The organism is Pseudomonas sp. XP1, from assembly GCF_053557675.1.
Window position 1 is genome coordinate 117,671 of record NZ_JBNRIJ010000003.1, and the last position, 21,908, is coordinate 139,578.

Sequence of the window (21,908 nt, forward strand, 5' to 3'; positions counted from 1 at the left end):
ACTCATCGTCAAAGCGGACTAGGCAGTTACAGCTGCGCCCGGCGCCCGGCCCAAGGGCGGTCCTGTTCCAGCTGGCTGGCCAGGCGCAGCAGTACGTCTTCGCCACCCAGCCGGGCGGTAAACAGCATCCCCACCGGCAAGCCGCTGTCGCTCTGCCCCAGTGGCAGCGAGAGCGATGGCTGGCCACTGACGTTGGCCAGCACGGTGAAGCCGGCGCTGCCCATCGCCCGGTGAGCGTAGCTGTCCCATGACTGGTCGAGGCTGAGCTGGCCCAGGGCCGGGGTGAGGTTGGCGGTGACCGGCGAGAGGATCACATCGAAGCGGCTGAACGGCTGCTCCATCGCCGCGCCGATGCGCTCGAAGCTCTGCCGGGCACGGTACATCGCCTCGCCGTTGGTGGCACGGGCCCGTTCCAGCACCACCCGGGTGATCTGCTCCAGGTCGCCCGGCCCTGCCGCACGGCCCAGCGCCTGCTCGCGCTCGTGCACCAGGCTCGACAGCGCCGTGCCGATCACGGTGCCATGGGCACCGAACAGCTCGCGCGGGTCTACGGCCAGCTGCAACTCTTCGAGCTCATGGCCCAGGCCCTGCAACTGCTTGATGGCCTGCTCCAGGGTGGTGGCCACTGCAGCGTCGAGGGGGGCGCCGGTCAACGACTGGCGCACCACGGCCACGCGCAACTTGCCCGGCGCACGCTGCAACTCATCCACGTAGGGGCGCTGCAGCGGTGCGCTCCAGTAGGCGCTGCCGGCTTCGTGGCCCTGCCCGGCGTCGAGGAACAGTGCGGTGTCACGCAACGTGCGCGACACCACATTGCCGACGCTGGCACCGAACCAACCCTCGAAGTGCAGCGGGCCACTGGGTGTACGGTAACGGCTGGGCTTGAGCCCGACCAGGCCGCAGTACGACGCCGGGATGCGGATCGAGCCGCCGCCGTCGGTGGCATGTGCCACCGGGACGATGCCGGCGGCCACCGCCGCAGCGGCGCCACCAGAGGAGCCACCAGCGCTCATGGCCAGGTTCCACGGGTTGTGGGTCTGGCCCCAGAGCAGCGATTCGGTGGTGGTGGTGAGGCCGAATTCCGGGCACGTGGTCTTGCCGAACGGCACCGCGCCGGCGTGCTCATAGCGGGCGATCAGTGTACTGGTGACGCTGGCCGGCGGCGCATCGCGGAACAGCCGGCAGCCATGGGTGGTCGGCGTGCCTTGCAGGTAGGTGTTGAGGTCCTTGAGCAGCAGCGGCACCCCGGCCAGCGCGCCCTTGGCGCTGTCACCGGCCGCACGCCGGCGGGCCAGCAAAGCCCGTGCGTAGGCCTCGTGCAGCATGTTCACGGCGCCGACCCTGGGGTTGACGGCGGCATGCCGGGCCAGCGCGGCGGCCAGCAGCTCTTCACCACTGAGGCTGCCGGCGCGCACCGCCTCGGCCATGGCCCAGGCGTCCAGGCCTTGGTAGTCGGTAGCCGAAAGGCCGGTGGTCGCCGCATCGGCAAAGCGCCCCAGCAGGCCGGCGCCCAGGCCGACGGCGCCGGCCTTGAGTACGCTACGGCGCGACCAGCTGGTGCCAGGGGTTGGGTGTGGATCTTGGATCTGGTTACTCATGGCGTCCTGTTCTTCATTGTTGTGAGTACGCATCAGTCTGCAGTGACCTGCGCCAGCATGGCGGCAAGGTAGTGCTCGCCATAGGGTGGCAGCAGCCCCCACTCGCGGCGCGGGTCGTGTGCCGGGGCCTGGAACACCGTGCGCAGGTGGCTGAACTGGAGGAACCCCTCGCGGCCGTGATAGTGCCCCATGCCCGAGGCACCGACACCACCAAACGGCGCATCGTGCAGGGCGGCATGCATCATCACGTCGTTGAGCGTCACCCCGCCAGACAGCGTGTGGTCGAGCACCTGCTGCTGTTCTTGCGGGTCGTCGCCAAAGTGGTACAGCGCCAGCGGCCGTGGCCGGCTGTTGATCTGGGCAATGACCTCGTCCAGTGCGTCATAGGCCAGCACCACCAGCGCCGGGCCGAAGATTTCTTCGTGCAGGATCTGCGCCTGCTCGGGTGGGTTGACCACCACGCTCAAGGGCCGACGGCGTTCATCCGCGGCGCCCGGGGCCACCTCGGGCATCGTTTCGACGCGCACGCCAAGCTGCTGCGCATCCTGCACCAACGCCTCGACACGCGCCAGGTGCCGGGCATTGACCACGGCCACCACATCCGGGTTGCCGGCCACGGTTGGATTGAGCGCACTGTAGGCGCTGCGCAGCGCGGCGATGAAGCGCTCCAGCGCTGCCCGCGGTACGTAGACCAGGTCCGGGTTGATGCAGATCTGCCCGGCATTGGTGGCCTTGGCCACGGCAATACTGTGCGCGGCCTTGGCCAGGTCGGCGCTGGCAGACACGATCACCGGCGACTTGCCGCCCAGCTCCAGGGTCACCGGCACCAGGTTCTGCGCGGCGTTGGCCATTACCCGCCGGCCCACCGCCGTGCTGCCGGTGAACACCAGGTGGTCGAACGGCTGTGCGGTAAAGGCATCGGCCAGGTCCGGGCCACCGGTCACCACCGCCACCTCTAGCGGGTCGAGGTGCGCTGCGCACAGTTCGGCGACCAGTGCCGCCGTGCGCGGCAGCACCTCTGAAGGCTTGAGAATGGCCCGGTTGCCAGCGGCGAGGGCCGACGCCAGCGGGCTGAACAGGGTGTACAGCGGGGCATTCCAGGTGCCGATGATGCCCACCGTGCCCTTGGGCTGGTAACGCACCCAGGCCTTGGCGCCGAGCTGGTCGTACGGCGCGAATGGCGCCCTGGGGTCATCGGCCATCCACTGCTGCAGGTGGTCCCTGGCGTGCTTGAGGCTGGCCAGGGCACCGAGCACATCGTTCATCAGGGTGAAACCGGCGGGCCGGCCGCCGAAATCCTCGTCAATGGCCTGGGTCAGGCCCTGATGGTGACGCACCAGCAGGTCGATCACCCGCTGCAGGCGCTGACGACGGCGCTCGGCCGTGACGGCGCCCTCGCCGACGAAGGCGCTTTGCTGCCGCGATAACAGGCCGCTGAGCGCCTGGACCGATGACGGAACGGGTGGCATGGGTGTCTCCTCTGGCTGTTGACTGCGCCCGATGCGCATGGCGCCACACTAGCCATGGCGCGGGGGCTGCGCCTCGTCCGATCGGACCAGGATCGAGCCACTGCGTTAGTCCGTTGAGACGATGCTCGGCAAGGCCTGCAAGCCAATACTGGCGGCACAAAAGCCACCCCGCATGAGGCCAGCCATGGCAACCCAACAGATCGGTTTCGACCCCCAGGCCTTCCGTGCCGCACTCGGCACCTTCACCACCGGTGTCACCATCATCACATCCCAGGGCGAAGATGGCGCGCCGGTGGGCATTACCGCCAACAGCTTCAACTCGGTGTCGCTGAACCCGCCGCTGGTGCTATGGAGCCTGTCCAAGCAGGCGCGCAGCCTGCCGGTGTTCAGCAACGGCAAGCACTGGAACGTGCACGTGCTTTCGATCGAGCAAGAGAAGCTGTCGAGCCGCTTCGCCACTCAGGGCGAGGACAAGTTCGCAGAAGTCGAGCTCGACAACGGCATCAGCGATGCCCCGCTGCTGCAAGATTGCACCGCACGCTTCCAGTGCCGCACCGCCTTCCAGTACGAAGGCGGCGACCATGTGATCTTCGTCGGCGAGGTGCTGGCGTTCGATCACAGCGACCGCGCACCGCTGGCCTTCCAGAGTGGCCAGTACGCCCTTGCCACGCGCAAGCCGCGCAGCGAGCTGCGCCTGGCCACCACGCCGCCTCCACCGGAGTGCAGCTACACCGAAGACCTGCTGGGCTACCTGCTGGGTCGCAGTCACTACCAGGTGCTCAACCTGTTGCGCCAGCTGCTCAGCAACCAGCAACTGGATGAACAGGCGTTCTTCGTGCTGGCGGTGCTGTCGATCCGCGACAACCTGAGCCTGGACGAGCTCAACACCTTCGTCAGCTATACCGGCCATGTGGTTACCTTGGCCGGCATGCGCTTCCTCGAACGCCAAGGCCTGGTTGCCATAGAAGGCAATGCCGCACAGTTGCGTTTCGTGCTGACCGCCAACGGCCGCGAGCTGTCGTTGCAGCAGGTAGCGCTGGCCAAGGTGGTCGAGGAAGACCTTATCGGCAAGCTCGGCGAGGCCGATGCACAGGCGCTGAAGGTGTTGCTCAAGCGCCTGATCGTGGTCAGCGACCCCGGCCTGCCGGACCTCTGGGCACCGCGATGAGTAGCGCCACCCCTACCCTGCCGTCGACCACGGTCGGCTGGCGCAGCCATGGCCTGCTGCTGTTGCTGGCTGCGGTGTTCGCCGACAACTTTGTCGGCAGGCAGATCCTGGCGGTGATGTTCGAGCCGATCAAGGCCGAGTTCCAGGTTGGTGACAGCTCGCTGGGCCTGATCTCGGGCCTGGCCTTCGCGGCGGTGTATGCGCTGCTCGGCTTGCCGGCCGGGCGCCTGGTCGACCGCGTGCCGCGCCTGCGCCTGCTGGCGCTGGCCTGCCTGCTGTGGGCGCTTGCCACCATGAGCTGCGGGCTGGCGGGCAGTTTCGTGGTGCTGGCCCTGGCGCGCATGCTGGTGGCGGTGAGCGAGGCGCCGACCACGTCGGCGTCGCTGTCGCTGATCGCCGACCTGTATCCGCCGCAGCGGCGCTCGTTCGCCATCAGCTGCTTCACCGCCGCGCCAACCTTCTCGTCGATCATCGGCCTGAGCATCGGGGCCTGGGTGGTCGAGCAGTACGGCTGGCGGACCGCGTTCATCGCCCTGGGGCTGCCGGCCCTGGCCTTTGCCGTCATCCTTGGGCTGCTGGTGCGCGAGCCGGTGCGTGGCCGCTGGGACCTGAATGCGCATCCGGCACCGCGCCTCGGCCTTGGCGCCGAGGCCCGTGCACTGTGGACGCTGGCGCCGTACCGATGGCTGATTCTCGCGGGTGGGCTGACCACCCTGGGCTCGTATGCCGTGGCCATGTGGAACACCAGCTTCCTGGTGCGCTCCCACGGCCTGTCGCTGCGTGAAGCCGGCATGCTCGCCGGCGTGGTCTGCGGCAGCGCTGCCGGCATCGGCGGGCTGTTCAGCGGCTGGCTGAGCGACCGCCTGGCGCGCCGAGGCGTACACTGGCAACTGTCACTGCCGGTGCTGGGGCACCTGGCGGCGCTGTCGGCACTGGCCAGCTACCTGCTGTGGCCCAGCGAGCGCTTGATGTACCTGGGCGCTTTGCCGATACCGGTGGCCATGCTGTGGTGCGCGTTGTACAGCTTCTTTGCTGTGTGGTGGGTGGCGCCGTCCTACAACCTGGTCACGCAACTGGTGACGCCACAACAACGCGGCACGGCCATGGCCCTGCAGACCGTCGTCAGCACTCTGCTGGGCGTGGGGGCCGGCCCGCTGTTGACGGGCCTGCTCAGCGACCTGCTGCAACCCTTGTTCGGCGTGCAGTCGCTGCGCTACGCGCTGTTGTTGATGAGCCTTCCGGTACTCGGGGCGGTGCTGCTATTACTGCGCACCTCGATGCATGTGCAGGCCGATATCAGCGAACAGCGCAGCTGACCGCGGGATAATACGCCGCCATGCACCCACTGGCTTGTTCCATGCGGTGTCTGCGATATCTCTTTTCGTACGGAGCCTAGAATTCCACCTTGCCCCGGCCCGCCTTGACAGTGCTGCGCCGGGCTTTTCCTTCGAGGCGACGGGTCTTCGAGCCGAGGGTCGGCTTGGTGGGGCGGCGTTTCTTCTCGGTCTTGCCGGCAGTGATGATCAACTCGGCAAGACGCGCCAGTGCGTCAGCACGGTTCTGTTCCTGTGTGCGGTATTGCTGTGCCTTGATGATCAACACACCGTCGCCGGTGATGCGGCTGTCACGCAGCGCCAACAGCCGCTCCTTGTAGAACTCAGGCAGCGACGAGGCGGGAATGTCGAAGCGCAGGTGCACGGCGCTGGACACTTTGTTGACATTCTGACCACCTGCGCCCTGCGCGCGGATGTATGTCAGTTCGATGTCGGCATCTGGCAGATGCACCTTGTCAGAGATGGTCAGCATGGCATGGCCCTTGTGAGTCCCTCCATTATCCAGGTTCGCCAGGCAATCATGCCAGTCGGGCTGACTTCGAAGAAGCGACCGTCGCGAGTGTCAGCTTGCGCATGGTAGTTCCCCAAAGGCCCCGGGCTTACTGTTCAGGATAACCCCGACAAGTGTTGACGTGCTCATGTACGACATCTCTTTGCCTTGGTTCACGCAGCCCCTTCTCGTATGATCGTCGCAAATCTGATCTGGAACGGATTTCGTGAAGTCGTTACCTGAAAATGCCCCAACTGCCCCGGCTGCCCCCAAGGACGTGAAATGGAACGTGGGCGAGGCTGCCAACCAGCTCTCATGGGACGACCTGCGGATCATCAAAACGCTCAGTGAGTGTGGCAATCGCGCTGCCACGGCCAAGAAGCTCGGCATCAACGTGTCCACCGTCTCCCGCAGGGTCTCCCAGGTTGAAAAAACACTGGGCGTAGCCTTGTTCGACCACCGCAAATCAGGCTATCTGCTCACCATCGAGGGCGCGGAGTTGCGTGCTCTCGCCGAACGCGTGGAGCTGGACATTGTCAGCGTGACGCGACGTGTCTCACGTGCCGGCCAAGGGCCACTCGGAAAGCTTCGTATCACCACCAGCGACTCACTGCTGCTTTACTTCCTCACCCCCATCATCGCGGACTTCAAGGCCCTCAATGAAGGCATCACGATCGAGGTGCTGGTGGGCAACGAATCACTGAGCCTTGCGCGAGACGAATCGGATATTGCGGTTCGAGCCACCAGGAAACCCGCCGAAAGCCTGGTGGGTCGCAAACTGGCCACAATCGCCTGGGCGCCCTACGGCAGCAGCAACCACACATCGCCTGCTCCTCTGTTCACAGAAGGCCAGGCATGGGTTTCCTATTCCGCGGCGCTACGCGGGCTCAAGGCAACGAGCTATGTCGAAAACAGGGTCGCTGCCGAGTGCATCTCGTACCGCACCGATTCGGTTGCGGCGGCAAGTGCTGCAATCGCGGCAGGCCTGGGGGTGGGTTTTCTGCCCTGCATGCTGGGTGATATCACACCAGGGCTTGAACGCGTCGGCCCGGTGGTGCCGGAGCTGCAGGATGAGCTGTGGCTGCTGACGCACCAGGACATCCGCAAATCGTGGCGGGTCAAAGCCTTCATGACATTCTGTGCCGCTGCCGTTGCCAATCAGAAGCCGTTGATCGAGGGCCAACTGGTACTCCCGGTCACGTAGAGCGAAACCGGGAGTGCGGGTCACTCAGCGCGTGGGGCAAGTACCGCTTTGCAGGCGATTTCGATCAGCTGTGGGCGCTGGGCAAGCCTCGAAACGCCGATGATGTTGCTGGCGCATTGAGGCCGCTCCGTGCCGTAGGCGGCCTTGCGTACCTTGCCGACCACGGCAAAGGCCGCGTCCATGTCCAGTACGTAAAGCGTCTCTTCCACGACATCTTCAAGCGTCGCTCCATACAGCGCGAGCAGCTTGGCGATATTGTCGTAGGCGGCACGCATCTGATCCCCCATCGAAGAGAAATCACAGGGCCTGCCGTCACGATCCAGCGGTGCCGGCGCGACCAGGTTCCCTTCTTCGTCATGATTGAACTGGCCCGATACGTAGATCTCGTTCCCTACCCGCCGAGCCTGCGGATACCCATAGGAACTCTCCCACGGCACGCCCCAATAGGCGGTTTGTCTGTTGAGTGGTTGTGAAGCTGCCATCGCTTTCTCCTGGCGTAAACCGGATCAGGTAGATCCGCGTTTGCGGGCGAATCCTAGCAGCAGGACGAACAAGCGGATGGTGCATTAATGCGCTCCCGAGAGCGCAAAAGTGCGCCACCGCATCGCTCAGCGATTCGCTATCTTGTGCTCGGACTCAAGCAACGGCCATCACTGAGGACGTCATCCAGTGCCTCAGCACAGTCTGCCGAAGGCAGGCGCCGTGACTTGTGCGATGACCACCATCCAGCTGACAGGGAACAACAATGAACAATCCAAAAACTGAAGTCCTGACCCCATTCAACAGCCAACTGATCTTCATCGATCAGCAGCCGCAGATGGCCTTTGGCGTTCAGAGCATCGATCGCCAGACGCTGAAAAACAACACCGTAGGCCTGGCCAAGGCAGCCAGGATCTTCAATGTGCCCACCACCATCACGACGGTCGAGACTGAAAGCTTCTCTGGGCACACCTACCCCGAGCTGCTCGCCGTCTTCCCCGACGCTCCGCTGCTGGAGCGAACCTCCATGAACTCCTGGGATGACCAGAAGGTGCGTGACGCGCTCAAGAAAAACGGGCGCAACAAGATCATCGTTTCCGGCCTGTGGACGGAGGTGTGCAACACCACGTTCGCGCTGTCTGCAATGAACGATGCCGGCTATGAAATCTACATGGTTGCCGACGCCTCCGGTGGCACCACCAAGGAAGCCCACGACTACGCCATGCAGCGCATGATTCAGGCAGGCGTGATTCCGGTGACCTGGCAACAAGTGCTGCTGGAGTGGCAACGCGACTGGAAAAACCGCGACACCTACGATGCCGTCATGGAACTGGTGAAAGAACACTCCGGCGCGTACGGCATGGGTGTCGACTATGCCTACACCATGGTGCACAAAGCACCAGAGCGCGTTCAGCACGGCCCAACCCTGGCCCCGGTTGCTGCCGCTGTCTGACCATTGCCAGCCCCTGCATCCAGGGGCTGTTCATTGACCCGCTGATGGGTACGCCGGCTATCTGACAGGCCACCGAATCGAGCGTTATCGTCTGTAGCCCGCCCAAGGCTGCAGTGGCCTGCTCTGCCCCCTCGAAACGTGCGTGCCCACTTCATTGATTAATGGATTGGTATGAACAGCGATCACTGCACTGTGCTGGCGACTGTCGCACTGAAAACAACCGGGCTCCTCAAGCCCTGGCAGGTCACGACTGCCAAGAAGTTGATGCTGGAGAACCTGGACACTGGCATAACTGTTACGGAACTCGCCCAAGCCTGCTCGCTGTCGCGTAGCCATTTCACACGAATGTTCAGGGATACCATGCACGTGCCCCCGCATCAGTGGATGCGTGAACAACGGTTGCGCAAAAGCAAGGAACTACTGGGGAGCTCGGGAATGATGCTTGCCGAGATCGCACTGGAGTGCGGTTTCTGCGATCAGTCCCACTTCTGTCGCACATTCGTGAAGGCCGAGGGGATGTCGCCGCAGGCCTGGCAGCGACAAGCGTCCACTCGAACTGAGCCTCTGCTCACTCAGGGAGCACATTTGTACTCTGTCGCTGACGCTGGACATCGACCAATGTCCACCCCTGGCGGTCCCAGGTACGTTCCTGGCCACACACCAAAATTTCGTACCCCTGAAGTTAATGCGTTTAGTCAGCTTCCCAGACATTCTTTGCACACCGCGGGAACGGGCCCGGGTCATAACAGTACACACAGACCTTCCTGTGTCTGACCTGAGGTAAGCGATCATGGCAAACAATCAAGACAAGGGTGGCAACCAAGGCAATGCTGACACTGGCATGGGTAACAACACTGCCGGCACCGGCCAGCAAGGCGGCCAGGGTTCGGGCGGTCGGATGCCCGGCCAGCAGCAAGGTGGCAGCCAGTCCGGCCAGAAACCTGAGGACAAGATGAACAAGGACTGGGAACGTTCCCGTGACACAGGCAGCCAAGGCGGCCAGCGTACTACTGACAAGCAGAACCAGAACCAGAACGTGACAGACAAGGACCGCATGGGCGGTCAGCAAAACCAGGCAGATGAACAGCAGTGGGATAAAGATCGCTGACCATCCGCAGCGGGCATCAGGGTGAGTTCTGCCCTGATGCCACCTCCATCGTATGGGAGGCTCCTGATGAACAACTCCAGAGAGCGGCATTCGACAGTCATTTGCCTGCAAGCAGGACGCATCCTTTTCGTGCGCAAGCAAAGCGCTGAATGGTCGTTGCCAGGTGGGAAAATCGATCCAGGCGAGCATCACCTGGATGCTGCGCAGCGCGAGCTGATGGAGGAGACTTGCCTATCCTTCGACGGGGCCAGGTTCCTCAATCACTACATGCTTGCAGCCGAGGAACACTACCTCTATCAGCTGCCTGTCGAACCTGGCGCGCAACCCGCTGCAAATCACGAAATCGTGGAGTGCCGCTGGTTTACAGCGCCCGAAATTCACAAAGTGCACGTCAAACCGTCCAATATCGAGCTGCTTGAACGAGAGCATCTGCTCCCTGTGTAGTGCTTTATCGGCAGCACAGCGCATATGGACCTGGTGTGCATTAACCCGATTCAGCGCTTGTCATTCGGCCGATACCACCCGCCGGGCATCTCTTCGCACAGCTTGGGGCGGGACACCGAAACCACGAATGAACACCTCCCGCATATGCCGACGGTCCCGGAACCCTGTCTCCTTCGCCACCACATCCAGGCTGTGACGGCTCTGCTCGATCATCAAGCGGGCAGCCTCAAGACGCAGGCTCTCCACAGCCTTTGCGGGTGACTGGCCTGTCTCTGCAGTGAATACGCGGGTAAATTGCCGAGGGCTCAGATGTACGGACTCTGCGAGCTCCTCCACACTCAATGGACGATTCAAATGCTTGCGGGCGTAATCCAGGGCGTTCTGAATCCGATCAGATTTCGGCGAAAGCGTGAGCAGTTCGGAATGTTGCGATTGCCCACCGGAGCGGCGCTGATGCATCACCAGCTTTCGTGCCACCGATCTGGCCATCTCGGTTCCCAGATCCTTTTCCACCATGCCCAGCGCCATGTCCAGGGCGGCGGTCATCCCGGCGGATGTCCAGATCGGCCCATCCACAATGAAGATTCGGTCTTCTTCCACTTCTATTTTCGGGTGCAGTTCACGCAGCTTTTTCGCATAGGCCCAGTGTGTCGTGGCGCGCCGGTTATCCAACACTCCGGCCTGGGCCAGCACGAAACAGCCGGTACACAGGCCGGCGATGCGGCGGGCGCCGTCGACAAAGCCGCGAACGCTGGCCAGCACGTCATCGCCTGGCGGGGTCAGCGGGGTCAGAGTGCCCGTGATCATCCAGGTATCAGCCAAACCAGGAGCGCCCAATGGCAGTGTGTCCATGTACATGCCCAGGGAAGACCGCACCGTTCCGCCCCCGACGGAAAAATTCTGGATCTTGTAAACCGTTTCGCCCGCGACGATGTTCGCGAATTCGAACACGGTTTGCGTCGCCAGCGACATGATCTGGAAACCTTCGGTGATGAGATAGCCGACCCGGTGCATGGTTGACGCTCCACAGTTCAATGTCCTGAAAACGTACCATATGGGTCGTTTGAGACAAAGACGACCTTCTGCATCATGGGCTCCACACCCAACAACGGAGCACGACCATGAAACAGCAATTCAAAGGTACTGCACTCATCACAGGCGCCTCCACCGGCATCGGTTCGATCTACGCAGACCGCCTGGCGCGTCGGGGTTACGACCTGGTGCTGGTGGCCCGCAACCGGGAGCGCCTGAACACCCTGGCCAGCCGGCTGACTACAGAAACCCGGCAGAACGTGGAGGTATTTCCGGCAGACCTGGCAAACCCGGATGATCTGGCCAAGGTAGAACGCAAATTGCGCGAGGACGCCAGCATCAGCCTGCTGGTGAACAACGCGGGCATAGGCACGCACACCAGCCTGCTGGAGAGTGATGTCGAGCGCATGGCTGAAATGATCACCCTCAACGTCACCGCCCTCACCCGCCTTACCTATGCCGCCATCCCAGGATTTGTCGCCCGCAAGCAAGGCGCCGTGATCAACATCTCGTCCATTGTCAGCCTGGCGCCGGAGTTGCTCAACGGTGTGTATGGTGGCAGCAAGGCGTATGTCACCGCCTTTACCCAGTCACTGCACAGGGAGCTTGCGGAAAAAGGCATCAGGATCCAGGCTGTGCTGCCAGGGGCAACCGCTACCGACTTCTGGCAGATCGGCGGCTTGCCGGTCGAAAACCTGGACCCAGGCATCGTGATGTCGGCCCAGGACCTGGTGGACGGGGCCCTGCAGGACTTTGACGACGAAGTACTGATCTCCATCCCTTCAATGCACGACCTGCAGTCCTTCGAACGTTACGAGGCAAGCCGGCAAGCCCTGTTCGGCCAACTGTCCAGCAATCGGCTGGCCCCACGTTACAACGCCAATTGATCACGGTTGCCAGCGCCAGTACCGGGTGTAGCTGTCGGCCTGTCGACCAGGGCGACAGCCACCCGATTATCAGCGAAACGCGGAAAGTGTTCCGGCAATAGCCGGGTTTTTCTGGAAGCCCGGGGTGCTTAACCTGTCACCACTGCTCACCAGAAGGTTCACATCCACATGAAAGCAATCGTCTACGACACGCCCGGCCTCCCGATACAGGATCCCCGGTCCTTGTATGAGCATGAACTGCCCAAGCCCACACCTGGTGCCAGGGACCTGTTGGTGGAAGTCAAAGCCATCGCGGTAAACCCGGTCGATACCAAGGTCAGAGCCAGCCGCAGCGGTGACCACCCTCAAGTGTTGGGATGGGATGCCGTCGGGATCGTCCGCGAGGTCGGCGCCGAGGTGTCGTTGTTCCAGCCTGGCGACGAAGTGTTCTACGCCGGTGCAATCGACCGCCCGGGCAGTTACAGCGAATTTCACCTGGTCGACGAGCGCATCGTCGGGCACAAGCCCCGCACTCTGGACAATGCCAGTGCCGCAGCCTTGCCGCTGACCTCCATCACCGCCTGGGAACTGCTGTTCGACCGCCTGGGTGTGGAGGAAAATGGCGGCATTGGCAAGAGCCTGCTGGTCATCGGCGCTGGCGGCGGTGTTGGTTCGATCCTGGTGCAGCTTGCACGCAAGCGTACCCAGCTCAAGGTGATCGGCACCGCGTCACGGCCTGAAACCCAAGCCTGGGTCAGCGAACTCGGGGCACATCATGTCATCGACCATTCGGCTTCCTTTGCCCTGCAACTGGAACAACTTCAGCTCAACCCGGTGGATTACGTCATCAGCCTGACCCACACCGATGCGTACCTCGCGCAGATCGTCGAAGTGCTGCGGCCACAGGGCAAGCTCGCGCTGATCGATGACCCTCAGCATCTCGATATCGTGCCGTTCAAGCGCAAATCGCTGTCGGTGCACTGGGAGCTCATGTTCACCCGCTCGCTGTACCAGACCGAGGACATGATCAAGCAGCACCATTTGCTGGAAAAGGTATCGGCGCTGGTCGACGAGGGGGTCATCAAGACCACCGTTGGCGAGCACTTCGGCAGCATCAGCGCCAGCAACCTCAAACGCGCCCATGCCCTGATCGAAAGTGGCAAGGCAAAAGGCAAGATTGTCCTGGAAGGCTTCTGATCACTGATCCAGCCAAGGCAACGAAGGCGGGGCCATGCGCCCCGTCAGCTTATTCAGCAGCAGCGACGAGCTGCTCGAAACGCTCCGCCAGAAACGCTCTGAGCACCTGCACAGCCGGTGTGAGCGATGTTCGATGAGCGCACACCAGTTGCAATGGCGCAGGTTGGCCGTAATCCCCGGGAAACAACTCGATCAGCCGACCGGCGCGTATGTCCGCCAGCACATCCAGCCTGGATTTGTAAACGATCCCCAACCCTTCGACGCCCCAGCGCCGAACGATATCGGCGTCATCGCTCACACGGTCACCAGTGACTTGCACGGTCCTGACGCCATCGGGCAAATGAAAGCTCCATCGCTCGTAGGTTTGCTCGCCCATCACATAACGCAGGCAATTGTGCCTGACCAGATCCTCCAAGGCGTCTGGTGCCCCATGCCGTGCCAGGTAATGTGGTGAGGCACAGACTGTTCTGCGATTGCCAGGGGCAAGCATCAGTGAAACAAGGCCGGAATCTGCCAGCTGCCCATATCGGATACTCGCATCCAATTGTTGGCCGACAAGGTCGGCTACCTGATCGCTGACCCGCAGTTGCAGCTTCACCTTGGGGTGCGATTGCTGGAAGTCGTCCAGCCAGGGCAGCAACAGATTCCTGCCAATATCCGAAGGCATGGACAGGCGAAGTGTACCCGCGATCTCATCTCGCCCCTCGGTCAGCGCCACCTCGCCGTTGCCCAGTGCCTCCAAGGCCTGACGGGCATGGGGCAGATATCGCTCGCCATCATCCGAAAGCCGCAAACGCCTTGTGGAACGCACGAACAACCTGGCCCCCAGGCTGCTTTCCAGGCGCTGGACTGCCCCGCTGGCCAAGGCCGGTGAAATATCCAACAACCTGGCTGCTGCCGAGAAGCTGCCGGCGGAGGCTGTGGTGACGAAGACCTGAAGGTCATCAAACCGAACTGTTTTCTTCACTGTGGAAATGTCTTGACCTGGCGCGAGGATCAAAGCGTAGCGGCAATCCTGATACGTGCCCAGCGTTGGCTTGCAGGAAATGGGAGCGTGCCAGGCGTGCCGCGTCATCCAGGCAAAATAGCGCGGCCAGCCTGCCACCTATTCAGCGCCGATGGCGCATGCCACGAGACCGTTCTTTTCCAGGTAGCGCTGCTGATCTTCGTCCGCCAGCTCGAAGCGCCCTAGTTCGACCACCACTGTGGTAACCGGCCGGCGATAGCGCCCCGAGCTGTCAAGTCGGGTGCGCGCCGCGGCAGCTATCACCGCCTGAGCGCTAGTGTGCGTGAAGATCGCAGAGCGGTACTTCACCCCCACATGCTCGCCCTGGCGATCGACCGAGGTCGGATCATGCAGTCCCCAGAAGGCATCGACCAGAGAGGCATAGCTGATTTCCTCAGGGGCGAAATCCACCTGCACCACTTCGATCAGCGGCGCATCCCGCCCAGCCTCCAGCGCGTAACCGACGCGGCTGTCGAGCACCCCATCGAGCTTGCGCAACGCCATCTCCGCACCCCAAAAGCATCCCGCGCCAAAGGTGGCCTTTTGTGTTTCGCTCATACCCTTCCCTCTTCGCGGGCTTGCAGATGCTCGTTGAGTCGGGAGATGTGCTCCGGACCGATGCCGCAGCAGCCCCCGACGATGGTCGCACCCTCTTCAATCCATTGCTGCGTCCACTGCAGGTAGGCCTCTGGCCCAAGGTCGCTGCGGATATCGAGCAGAGTGTCGTTGGCCTGGGCGTCTTCACGCACCGGAGGAAAGGCATTGGCATAGACGCCGAGCGGCAACTCGCACGCGTGCTTGTCAAGCACCTGCCGGGCACTGTAGAGCGCGGCGCCCATGACTTCCGGCTGGCTGCAGTTGAACAGCAAGGCGCTGGCTTCCAGCTCAAGGGCCACTAGAACTGCCTGCTCCACGCTTTCGCCCGAGCGCAACAAAGGCTGCGCCTGTTCAGTATCGGGGTCGAGCAGCGTGAAGGATAGCCAGAGCGGCTTGCGCTCGCCGTCCAGCGCGGCGCGCACAGCCCGGGCTTCGGCCAGGGAACTCTGGGTTTCCGCCAGCCAGAAATCCACATGCGGCGCCAGGCCGCAGATCAATTCACGGTGGATGGCATGGGAACGGACTGGATCGAAAAGGTCCGGCCGATACGATCCAAGCGCAGGCGGCAGTGAACCCGCTACCAGCACCGAAGCGTCCGCCTCGTCGGCGGCACCTCGGGCAAGCTTCCCGGCAAGCCCGGCCAGGGCCTGACCGGAACGGGCAAAGCGTTCTTCACCAATATGAAACGGCACCACCGCATAGCTGTTGGTGGTGATCACCCTGGCGCCGGCCGCAATGAACGCACGGTGTACCTGCGCCACGTATTCAGGCGCCTCAAGCAGGGCCAGGGCAGACCATTCCGGCTGCCGGAACGGCGCGCCAATGCGCTTGAGTTCTCGTCCCATCCCGCCATCAAGAAGGGTCCAGGTGGTCTTGGTCATTGCGCGGCCACCTTGGTGCCAGCGGCACCCAACCAATGATCGACGGTCGCCTGGTTGGCTGCAATCCAGGCCTTGGCGGCAGCGTCCGCCGGCTGCTTCTCGCGCTCGATCTTGAGAATAAGATCGTTTAGGGATGCAGGATCGATACTCACGTTTTCCAGGAATGCGGCGATCCTGGGCGCGCGCTGCTGCAGCGCCGAAGACGCGAGGATGTGCACCTTCGCATCCGGATAAGCGCAGGTGACTCGGCTCTTGTTCAACCAGTCGGCATCGACGGTCGGGCTGATGAATTTCCAGCAGCCGTCAGCCTTGTACAAGGGGTCGCCCTTCTTGTTGTCCTGGGCATAGCCGTCGAACGGTGGCTCATCGAGACGGCGCAGGTCATAGGCAGAGAAGATCCAGTCCGGTGTGTAGGCGTAGAAGATCACGCCGCGCTCGGCTTTGTAGGCAGCGTCGAGCTTGGCGTAGGTCACCGAGGCTTCGGTGGATACAGACTCGAAATTGCCGTCGAAGCCAAAGTCCTTGGCTTTTATCTGACCGATATAAGTCGACTCCCACCCCGCCGGGCCCACCAACAGCTGGGACTTGCCGCCCCCTGGCGGAGCGAACAGCTTGGCGACTTCAGGCTTCTTGAGATCGTACACCGACTTCACTGCGTACTTGTCCTGTATGTAGCCGGGCACATAAAAACCTTGCTCACCAACGTAGGGATGCTTGTTGGGAATCAGTGAATGTGTACCGCCAGTGACGTATCTGGCCCAGGCGGCAGACTGGTTCGGCAGCCAGATGTCGGTAAGCACGTCCACCGAACCATCGCCCTTGGCGGCGGCTGCGAGCAGTACAGGAAGATCACCAGCCAGATAGGACACATCACCGTCGAGCCGGCTGGTGATGATGTTACCGAGGATGTGCTGGATGGCGATGGCGCCGGTCCAGTTCTGCTCGCCGATGACGATCTTGTCCTTGGCGAAGCTTGCCGTGGCTGGCACTAGCGCGCCCAGCAACGCGACGCCAGCGAGGGCACGAGAAAGGAAACTGGCCATGAAGGGGGTTACTCCTGAGTGGAATGATGACGTTTGCGAAGGGATGCCTGGATGATCCGGTCGGGCACCAAGGCACAGAAAACAATGGCGATGCCGGCGAGGACGCCTTCCCCACCCTTGATGTTGCGCAACGCGGTCATGACGTCGTAGCCGAGGCCACCGGCGCCGATCAGCGCCGCCACGACGACCATGGACAGGCTCATGACGATGGTCTGGTTAACCCCCAGCAACAGGGAGCCGGAGGCCAGCGGCAACTCGACCCGAGTGAGCGTCTGCCAGGGCGTCGCGCCATGGGCGACTGCGGCTTCCACGGCGGCCTTGGGCACCTCGCGGATACCCAGCGCGGTGAGACGGATCATCGGCGCGAGGGCAAATATCACCGTGGCAATCACCGCCGGCGTCTTGCCGACGGAGAAGAACGCTACCGCCGGGATCAGATAGACGAAGGTCGGCAAAGTTTGCATGACATCGAGCAGCGGCGTGATCAGGCGCCGCGCCAGCGGCCGCTTGGCCAGCACGATGCCGGTGGGAATGCCGATCAGCAGCGACAGCAGCACCGATGAGCCTACCAACGCGATGGTAGAGACCGTGCGTTCCCAGAAACCGAAGAGGCCAATGTAACCGAGGGCCAGCGCACTGGTCAGCGCCAGGGGCATGCCAGCGGAGCGCCAGGCCAGGTAGACCAGGGCCAGGGCCGGTACCGGCCACGGAATCCAGCCCAACGTGCCTTCAACACCCTCGATGACAGTACGCACCGCGAAGATCACCCCGACGAAGGCGCTCTCGAAGGTCACCTGAGACCAGCCGATCAACTGGTCGATGGCACCCGCTACCGCCAGCATGCTGTCGCGGTCGGAGGGGAACTCCAGCAGTGCGCCGCCAGCATCTGCTGCCGCGGCACGCCACAGTGTCAGTGCCTGGCTGACCAGTAGCAGCGCCAGGGGCACTGCTGCGCCCTCAGAGTCGCGGCCATGACCGCGCAGGGTCAGCCAGGCGCTGGCGGTGCGGTTCAGCAAAAGCGCCGCCAGTGCGATGACCAACGTCCATCCGGCACCCTTGCGCCATGCACCAGCGAACACTGCCAGGGATGTCAACTCGATCAGCAGTGCCAGCCAGAAAAGACCACCTCGTCCGGCAGCAGCCAGCGCCGCCGGCCCCAACAGGGCTTGGCGGATCCAGCCGTTTGCCGCAGGCTCCCGAACCGCCGACGGTAACGTGCCGACCGCCTGGTCGTCGGGCAACGCAGCGGTGGAAGGAATATGGGGTCTTTCGTCGAAGAAGTCGGCCACACCCTCGTCCACCGGGTGTCGAAGCAGTTCACCAGGGGTTCCGACCTGAATCAGCCGCCCGGCGCGCAGCACGGCGATACGGTCACCCAGACGCAACGCTTCACCAGGATCGTGGGTCACCAGGAGAGTCGTGATACCGCGCTCGCGCACCAGTTGCAGGAAGCGACCCTGCAGGTCGCGGCGGATCGTTGGGTCCAGCGCGCTGAATGGTTCATCCATCAGCAGGATGTCAGGATCGGTAACCAGCGCCCGAGCCAGCCCGACGCGTTGCTGCATGCCGCCAGACAACTGGTGGGGAAAATGCTCGCCCCATTCTGCCAGCCCCACAGCCTGCAACTGCCGCTGTGCCGCCGCGTGCCGCGCACCCTCCGGCTCACCGCGCAGCTCCAACGGTAATGCAACGTTGTCGCGCACACTGCGATGCGGTAACAATCCGAAGTGCTGGAATACCATGCCGATGCGTTGCGAACGCAATCGACGCAGCGCAGCCGGGGTCAAATCGCCCAACACCTCGCCATCGATCAGCACGTCACCGCTGCTAGGTTCTATCAGCCGATTGACATGGCGCAGCAAAGTCGACTTGCCGCTACCGGATGTACCCATAAGGCAGAGGACTTCGCCACGTCGCACTGTCAGGCTCACGTGTTCGACTGCGTTCTTCGGGGCTGCCCAGTCCCCCTCGTAGCACTTGGTCACCGCGCGGAATTCCAGCGCGATATCGCCGGTCGGTACAGAACCAAAGGCAATACCTCGTCCATCCGCCTCGACCAGGGCAGCGGCTTCCACTTGGTCACTGGCAATCAGTGGGTATTCATCAACGCTCACATCAGCCCCTGGAGTTCATTGGATTCCAGGGAGGCAGAGCAGACTTCATGCCACACAGCCAAGCCTCACGGATTTCCGTGCCTGCCTGCTATCTAGCGGGAAAGCGCTGCTGCTGAAGCAGCAGCGCTGTACGTCTGCTGTCGGACGGGCAACAGTAGGGAGCAAGCCTGTTGTCCAGGGCGAAAATGGCCAAGCCCAGATGCCAGCCCACTGCCAAAGCAGAAAAGGCTGGCAACGCACATCCCACAGGATCAGGAATTGAAGCCTAACCCCGAGGAAAGGTCGGAGTCTCCTGGCCTGCGCTCTGCCTGTGTCGACGCTTTACCACCCGCCTGATCGATCGACTCTTCGACCGATGTCTTCACCTCGCGGCCCTTGGCCTTGAGTGTGTCGGTCACGCGATCGCTGCTGGCGCCCATCAGCTGATCTTCCTTGCGGGTAGTGGGTAGCGCCGCCCCCAATGCCGCACCCAGTGCTATGCCCAAAGCGGCCAATACCAGCGGTTGCTCCTGAAGCAGATGATCGAACTGGCCCTTCAGAGCCGTGGCCTGATCTGCGGCCTTGTGTGCCGAATGGCGCAGGGTATCCGCGGAAGCCCCCACGGAGTCGCGGGTGCCGCTGCCCAGTTCGCTGGCCCGGTCGCGCATGTCATGGGCTTTCATGCGCACCTTCTGGCTGGCGTCGTGCATTGCCTCCCCCGCGTGTGCGAAAGCGTCCTTCACCGTGTCCACCGCGTCGCCGAGCTTTTCGCCCAACCCCGGGCCCTGGTGCGCAGGCCCGGGGTTGAAGGGGCGGTTCTGGTTCAAGCCCAGCCAGGCCAGGCCCAGTACCGTCAGGGTAGCGGGTACGGGGTTGTTCTTGAGGGTGATGCCCAGGTTCTGGAAGAACTCGCCGCCATTGCCCTTGGCGTAGGCCAGGACCCGGTCGACCATCTGGCCTGGGCTCAGGCGCTGTTCGAGGGCATCCACCAGATCGCTGATGTGCTCGCGCTTGGCGTTGATTTCCTGCTCTAGCAAGTCAGGGTCTTTGTGCGCTTCGTGTTCGAAGGAAGTGGTCATGGCAGTTTCCTCTTCAGCGTGTCCTTGTCCTGCTGCATGGCGTGCAAGGTGCGGTCAGGGGCCAGGTGCGTGGGTTCGAACTGTTTCTTGCCCGACTGCAACATGATGAACCCGATCACCAAGGTGACGGCGCCCACGATCAAGGCTGCCAGCCAAGGCTCGATCACCATCGCCAAGGCGTAGACTGCCGCCAGCAGGAGGATGACGAAGCCCGCCAGCATCACGATCGCCCCCGCGGCAACCGCAGCCGTACCGGCCTTGAGGGTAGCGAGGTTTTGCTGCAGCTCTGCCTTGGCCAGCGCCAGCTCCTTGGTGAACAGGTCCGGTACTTCCCGCATAAGCTGGCGCAACAAACCGCCAACACCGACGGCGTCGTCTTCTGCCGTATGCAAGCCCGGGGTGGTATGCAAAGGGTCTTTGTTCATCATTCACCTCCTTTGAGCGGGTCGCGCTCGAACGGGCTGCCACTGACCGGCGAGCCTGCACCAGGCTCGACCGGGTCGACGGGGGTGTAAGGTTCGCGGGTGGAAACGTCGCTACCACGATCAGGCACGGGCGGCGCGGGTTGCGGCTGGCTCCAATCAGCGGAAGACGTCGGGGTGGTGGATTCATGGCTGGTGCTGGCCCGCATGAAACGCGACACGGCGAACCCGATGGCAACGCTACCGGCCAGGAACAGCGCCGGGTTGCTCCTGGCCAACTGAGCGCCCCGCTGCAGCAGGCTCTCGGCGCTTTCATGGCGTACCTGCTCGGCAAACTCGCCGACGCACTCTGCTGCCTGGTTCAGGTAATGCGACAGCCCGAGGCTATCGTTGCCTTGCAGCGCAGCCGCCGCAGAGCGGGCACTTTCCTCGAGCGAGTCAAGCTGATCGGCTGCGTTATCGCGGTAATGCTCGAACTGCTCAGTGCCTTTGTGCCTGGCCTCGCCAAGCAGCGCACCGGCGTCATCGATCAAGGCATGTTCCTGGGTGCTACCGGGTGGAGACGTCGAACTTTGATTGGTCTTGTCCATCGTTTCGCCCTCGAAGCTGATTGCTGGGTGAGTGCCGCCTTTATTGGGGCATTCATTCGAGGGACGCAGCTGAAGTGGCAGGAGTTCAGCATATGTGATCTATGACATTTGCCTGGCGCGCCAATGGATATAGCGCAATCAACCCTGGTTATTGGTACCGGAGCGAAGGCTTTGGCGGGGACGGTAATCAGCGTCGACAATCATTGGAGCACCCTGTTCTTGAATGGGTGCACCTGTGCGGCTCACGCCAGCTGGATGAAGACCGCGTAGATGCCAAGGATCATCCAGAACACCAGGAAGATCCACGGTGTACGCAGCGAGAACAACAACGACTTGCGGTGCCCGGCCAGTGAGGTTTCCGCCTCGCTGAACAGTGGCGATTCATCATACGCCAGCCCCATCAGTGGCTCGCTGCGCAGAAGGTGGCTCTGTTTCAATTGCCAGTGCTCGATGATCTTGTAGGCCGCGCGAATGCCCGGCCAGGCATTGAGCGAACTCAAAACGCCCAGCAAGGCGAGAAACGGCGGAACCACCAGGGTGAACATCTCGCCCCAGCTCTGGTTGAGGTTACCCATCGACGACACGAAGGCGATCACCAGAAACGACTGGGCAGCCAGATAGGCATCAGTGCGGTTGGCAAGGATGCTGGTCTCGTACTGGATTTCACGGCGGTAGAAATCCAGGCGCTCCTTTGGCGAGCCGAACATGCGGGCGTTCTGCGCATTGATTTCGTGCTCAGGGGTGGCTGGAGTGATGATTCGCGGCACGTGCTGGCTCCTGAAAGTGAGGATGATCGTGTCTCGAAACTTGAGAAGCGAACCCAAGAGCGAAGGCCTGCCTGAAGATTTCACGCAG

Annotated in this window: 22 protein-coding genes and 1 pseudogene; 9 read left to right on the forward strand and 14 right to left on the reverse strand. The window is 62.7% G+C overall.

Features of this window, described 5'->3' with window-relative positions; genetic code table 11:
* Positions 1 to 26: 26 nt before the first annotated feature.
* Complete coding sequence (locus tag ACK1U9_RS04405; RefSeq protein ID WP_230384990.1) at positions 27 to 1,598, reverse strand: amidase; 1,572 nt, start codon at positions 1,596 to 1,598, stop codon at positions 27 to 29.
* 32 nt (positions 1,599 to 1,630) lie between these two features.
* Positions 1,631 to 3,067, reverse strand: a complete 1,437-nt coding sequence (locus tag ACK1U9_RS04410; protein WP_196172784.1) for a coniferyl aldehyde dehydrogenase — start codon at positions 3,065 to 3,067, stop codon at positions 1,631 to 1,633.
* Positions 3,068 to 3,251: 184 nt separating this feature from the next.
* Between ACK1U9_RS04410 and ACK1U9_RS04415 the strand changes: the two genes are divergently transcribed.
* Entirely contained in the window at positions 3,252 to 4,235 is a 984-nt protein-coding gene (locus ACK1U9_RS04415; RefSeq protein WP_108481059.1) for a flavin reductase family protein, read from the forward strand.
* Positions 4,232 to 5,551 carry a spinster family MFS transporter gene (locus ACK1U9_RS04420; RefSeq protein WP_173015098.1) on the forward strand — a complete coding sequence of 440 codons (1,320 nt, stop codon included), beginning with the start codon at positions 4,232 to 4,234 and terminating at the stop codon, positions 5,549 to 5,551. Before ACK1U9_RS04415 ends, ACK1U9_RS04420 begins: the two co-directional genes overlap by 4 nt.
* A gap of 76 nt (positions 5,552 to 5,627) precedes the next feature.
* Here the strand turns inward: ACK1U9_RS04420 and arfB are convergent, their stop codons facing one another.
* Complete coding sequence (gene arfB, locus ACK1U9_RS04425; RefSeq protein WP_108481060.1) at positions 5,628 to 6,041, reverse strand: alternative ribosome rescue aminoacyl-tRNA hydrolase ArfB; 414 nt, start codon at positions 6,039 to 6,041, stop codon at positions 5,628 to 5,630.
* Positions 6,042 to 6,285: 244 nt separating this feature from the next.
* Between arfB and ACK1U9_RS04430 the strand changes: the two genes are divergently transcribed.
* Entirely contained in the window at positions 6,286 to 7,263 is a 978-nt protein-coding gene (locus tag ACK1U9_RS04430) for a LysR family transcriptional regulator (protein WP_329604113.1), read from the forward strand.
* Between the two features lie 20 nt (positions 7,264 to 7,283).
* Here the strand turns inward: ACK1U9_RS04430 and ACK1U9_RS04435 are convergent, their stop codons facing one another.
* Positions 7,284 to 7,745 (reverse strand): Rid family hydrolase, encoded by a 462-nt coding sequence (locus tag ACK1U9_RS04435; RefSeq protein WP_196182611.1) that lies wholly within the window; start codon positions 7,743 to 7,745, stop codon positions 7,284 to 7,286.
* Positions 7,746 to 8,008: 263 nt separating this feature from the next.
* On the opposite strand from ACK1U9_RS04435, the gene ACK1U9_RS04440 reads away from it, so the two are divergent.
* From ACK1U9_RS04440 to ACK1U9_RS04455, 4 genes and pseudogenes are all read left to right on the forward strand, one after another.
* Positions 8,009 to 8,695: a hydrolase gene (locus ACK1U9_RS04440; protein ID WP_003258732.1), complete on the forward strand. Its 687-nt coding sequence runs from the start codon at positions 8,009 to 8,011 to the stop codon at positions 8,693 to 8,695.
* A gap of 171 nt (positions 8,696 to 8,866) precedes the next feature.
* Positions 8,867 to 9,241 (forward strand): annotated as a pseudogene (locus tag ACK1U9_RS04445) (helix-turn-helix domain-containing protein); the annotation flags it as partial.
* Positions 9,242 to 9,485: 244 nt separating this feature from the next.
* A complete protein-coding gene (locus tag ACK1U9_RS04450) occupies positions 9,486 to 9,803 on the forward strand; it encodes a hypothetical protein (protein WP_108481062.1) in 318 nt (105 codons plus the stop codon).
* A gap of 66 nt (positions 9,804 to 9,869) precedes the next feature.
* Positions 9,870 to 10,247 (forward strand): NUDIX domain-containing protein, encoded by a 378-nt coding sequence (locus ACK1U9_RS04455; protein WP_108481063.1) that lies wholly within the window; start codon positions 9,870 to 9,872, stop codon positions 10,245 to 10,247.
* Between the two features lie 60 nt (positions 10,248 to 10,307).
* Here ACK1U9_RS04455 and ACK1U9_RS04460 read toward each other — a convergent pair whose 3' ends face one another.
* Positions 10,308 to 11,261, reverse strand: coding sequence for a GlxA family transcriptional regulator (locus tag ACK1U9_RS04460; RefSeq protein ID WP_108481064.1), 954 nt, complete (start codon positions 11,259 to 11,261; stop codon positions 10,308 to 10,310).
* A 107-nt stretch (positions 11,262 to 11,368) separates the two neighbouring features.
* Here ACK1U9_RS04460 and ACK1U9_RS04465 point away from each other — a divergent pair, with 107 nt between their 5' ends.
* Together ACK1U9_RS04465 and ACK1U9_RS04470 are read left to right on the forward strand one after the other, a co-directional pair.
* A complete protein-coding gene (locus tag ACK1U9_RS04465; RefSeq protein WP_046614136.1) occupies positions 11,369 to 12,166 on the forward strand; it encodes an SDR family NAD(P)-dependent oxidoreductase in 798 nt (265 codons plus the stop codon).
* A gap of 168 nt (positions 12,167 to 12,334) precedes the next feature.
* On the forward strand, positions 12,335 to 13,342 hold the full coding sequence (locus tag ACK1U9_RS04470) for a zinc-binding alcohol dehydrogenase family protein (RefSeq protein WP_085600904.1): 1,008 nt from the start codon (positions 12,335 to 12,337) through the stop codon (positions 13,340 to 13,342).
* A gap of 49 nt (positions 13,343 to 13,391) precedes the next feature.
* Here ACK1U9_RS04470 and ACK1U9_RS04475 read toward each other — a convergent pair whose 3' ends face one another.
* From ACK1U9_RS04475 to ACK1U9_RS04515, 9 genes are all read right to left on the reverse strand, one after another.
* The gene (locus ACK1U9_RS04475) at positions 13,392 to 14,447 is read right to left on the reverse strand and encodes a LysR family transcriptional regulator (protein WP_322492790.1); all 1,056 of its coding nucleotides are present in this window, start codon (positions 14,445 to 14,447) and stop codon (positions 13,392 to 13,394) included.
* A complete protein-coding gene (msrA, locus tag ACK1U9_RS04480) occupies positions 14,448 to 14,906 on the reverse strand; it encodes a peptide-methionine (S)-S-oxide reductase MsrA (protein ID WP_135002498.1) in 459 nt (152 codons plus the stop codon). It abuts the gene before it with no gap.
* Positions 14,903 to 15,826: a homocysteine S-methyltransferase family protein gene (locus tag ACK1U9_RS04485; RefSeq protein ID WP_342248068.1), complete on the reverse strand. Its 924-nt coding sequence runs from the start codon at positions 15,824 to 15,826 to the stop codon at positions 14,903 to 14,905. The genes msrA and ACK1U9_RS04485 overlap by 4 nt, the downstream gene beginning before the upstream one ends.
* Positions 15,823 to 16,869 (reverse strand): ABC transporter substrate-binding protein, encoded by a 1,047-nt coding sequence (locus tag ACK1U9_RS04490; RefSeq protein ID WP_449109724.1) that lies wholly within the window; start codon positions 16,867 to 16,869, stop codon positions 15,823 to 15,825. Before ACK1U9_RS04490 ends, ACK1U9_RS04485 begins: the two co-directional genes overlap by 4 nt.
* Positions 16,870 to 16,877: 8 nt before the next feature.
* Positions 16,878 to 18,929 (reverse strand): ATP-binding cassette domain-containing protein, encoded by a 2,052-nt coding sequence (locus ACK1U9_RS04495; protein ID WP_449109744.1) that lies wholly within the window; start codon positions 18,927 to 18,929, stop codon positions 16,878 to 16,880.
* Positions 18,930 to 19,234: 305 nt separating this feature from the next.
* On the reverse strand, positions 19,235 to 20,041 hold the full coding sequence (locus tag ACK1U9_RS04500; protein ID WP_135002495.1) for a DUF3618 domain-containing protein: 807 nt from the start codon (positions 20,039 to 20,041) through the stop codon (positions 19,235 to 19,237).
* On the reverse strand, positions 20,038 to 20,466 hold the full coding sequence (locus ACK1U9_RS04505) for a phage holin family protein (RefSeq protein WP_449109725.1): 429 nt from the start codon (positions 20,464 to 20,466) through the stop codon (positions 20,038 to 20,040). The genes ACK1U9_RS04500 and ACK1U9_RS04505 overlap by 4 nt, the downstream gene beginning before the upstream one ends.
* Complete coding sequence (locus ACK1U9_RS04510; protein WP_449109726.1) at positions 20,466 to 21,053, reverse strand: hypothetical protein; 588 nt, start codon at positions 21,051 to 21,053, stop codon at positions 20,466 to 20,468. Before ACK1U9_RS04510 ends, ACK1U9_RS04505 begins: the two co-directional genes overlap by 1 nt.
* Before the next feature lie 242 nt (positions 21,054 to 21,295).
* On the reverse strand, positions 21,296 to 21,820 hold the full coding sequence (locus ACK1U9_RS04515; protein ID WP_046614128.1) for a hypothetical protein: 525 nt from the start codon (positions 21,818 to 21,820) through the stop codon (positions 21,296 to 21,298).
* Between the last annotated feature and the right edge of the window lie 88 nt (positions 21,821 to 21,908).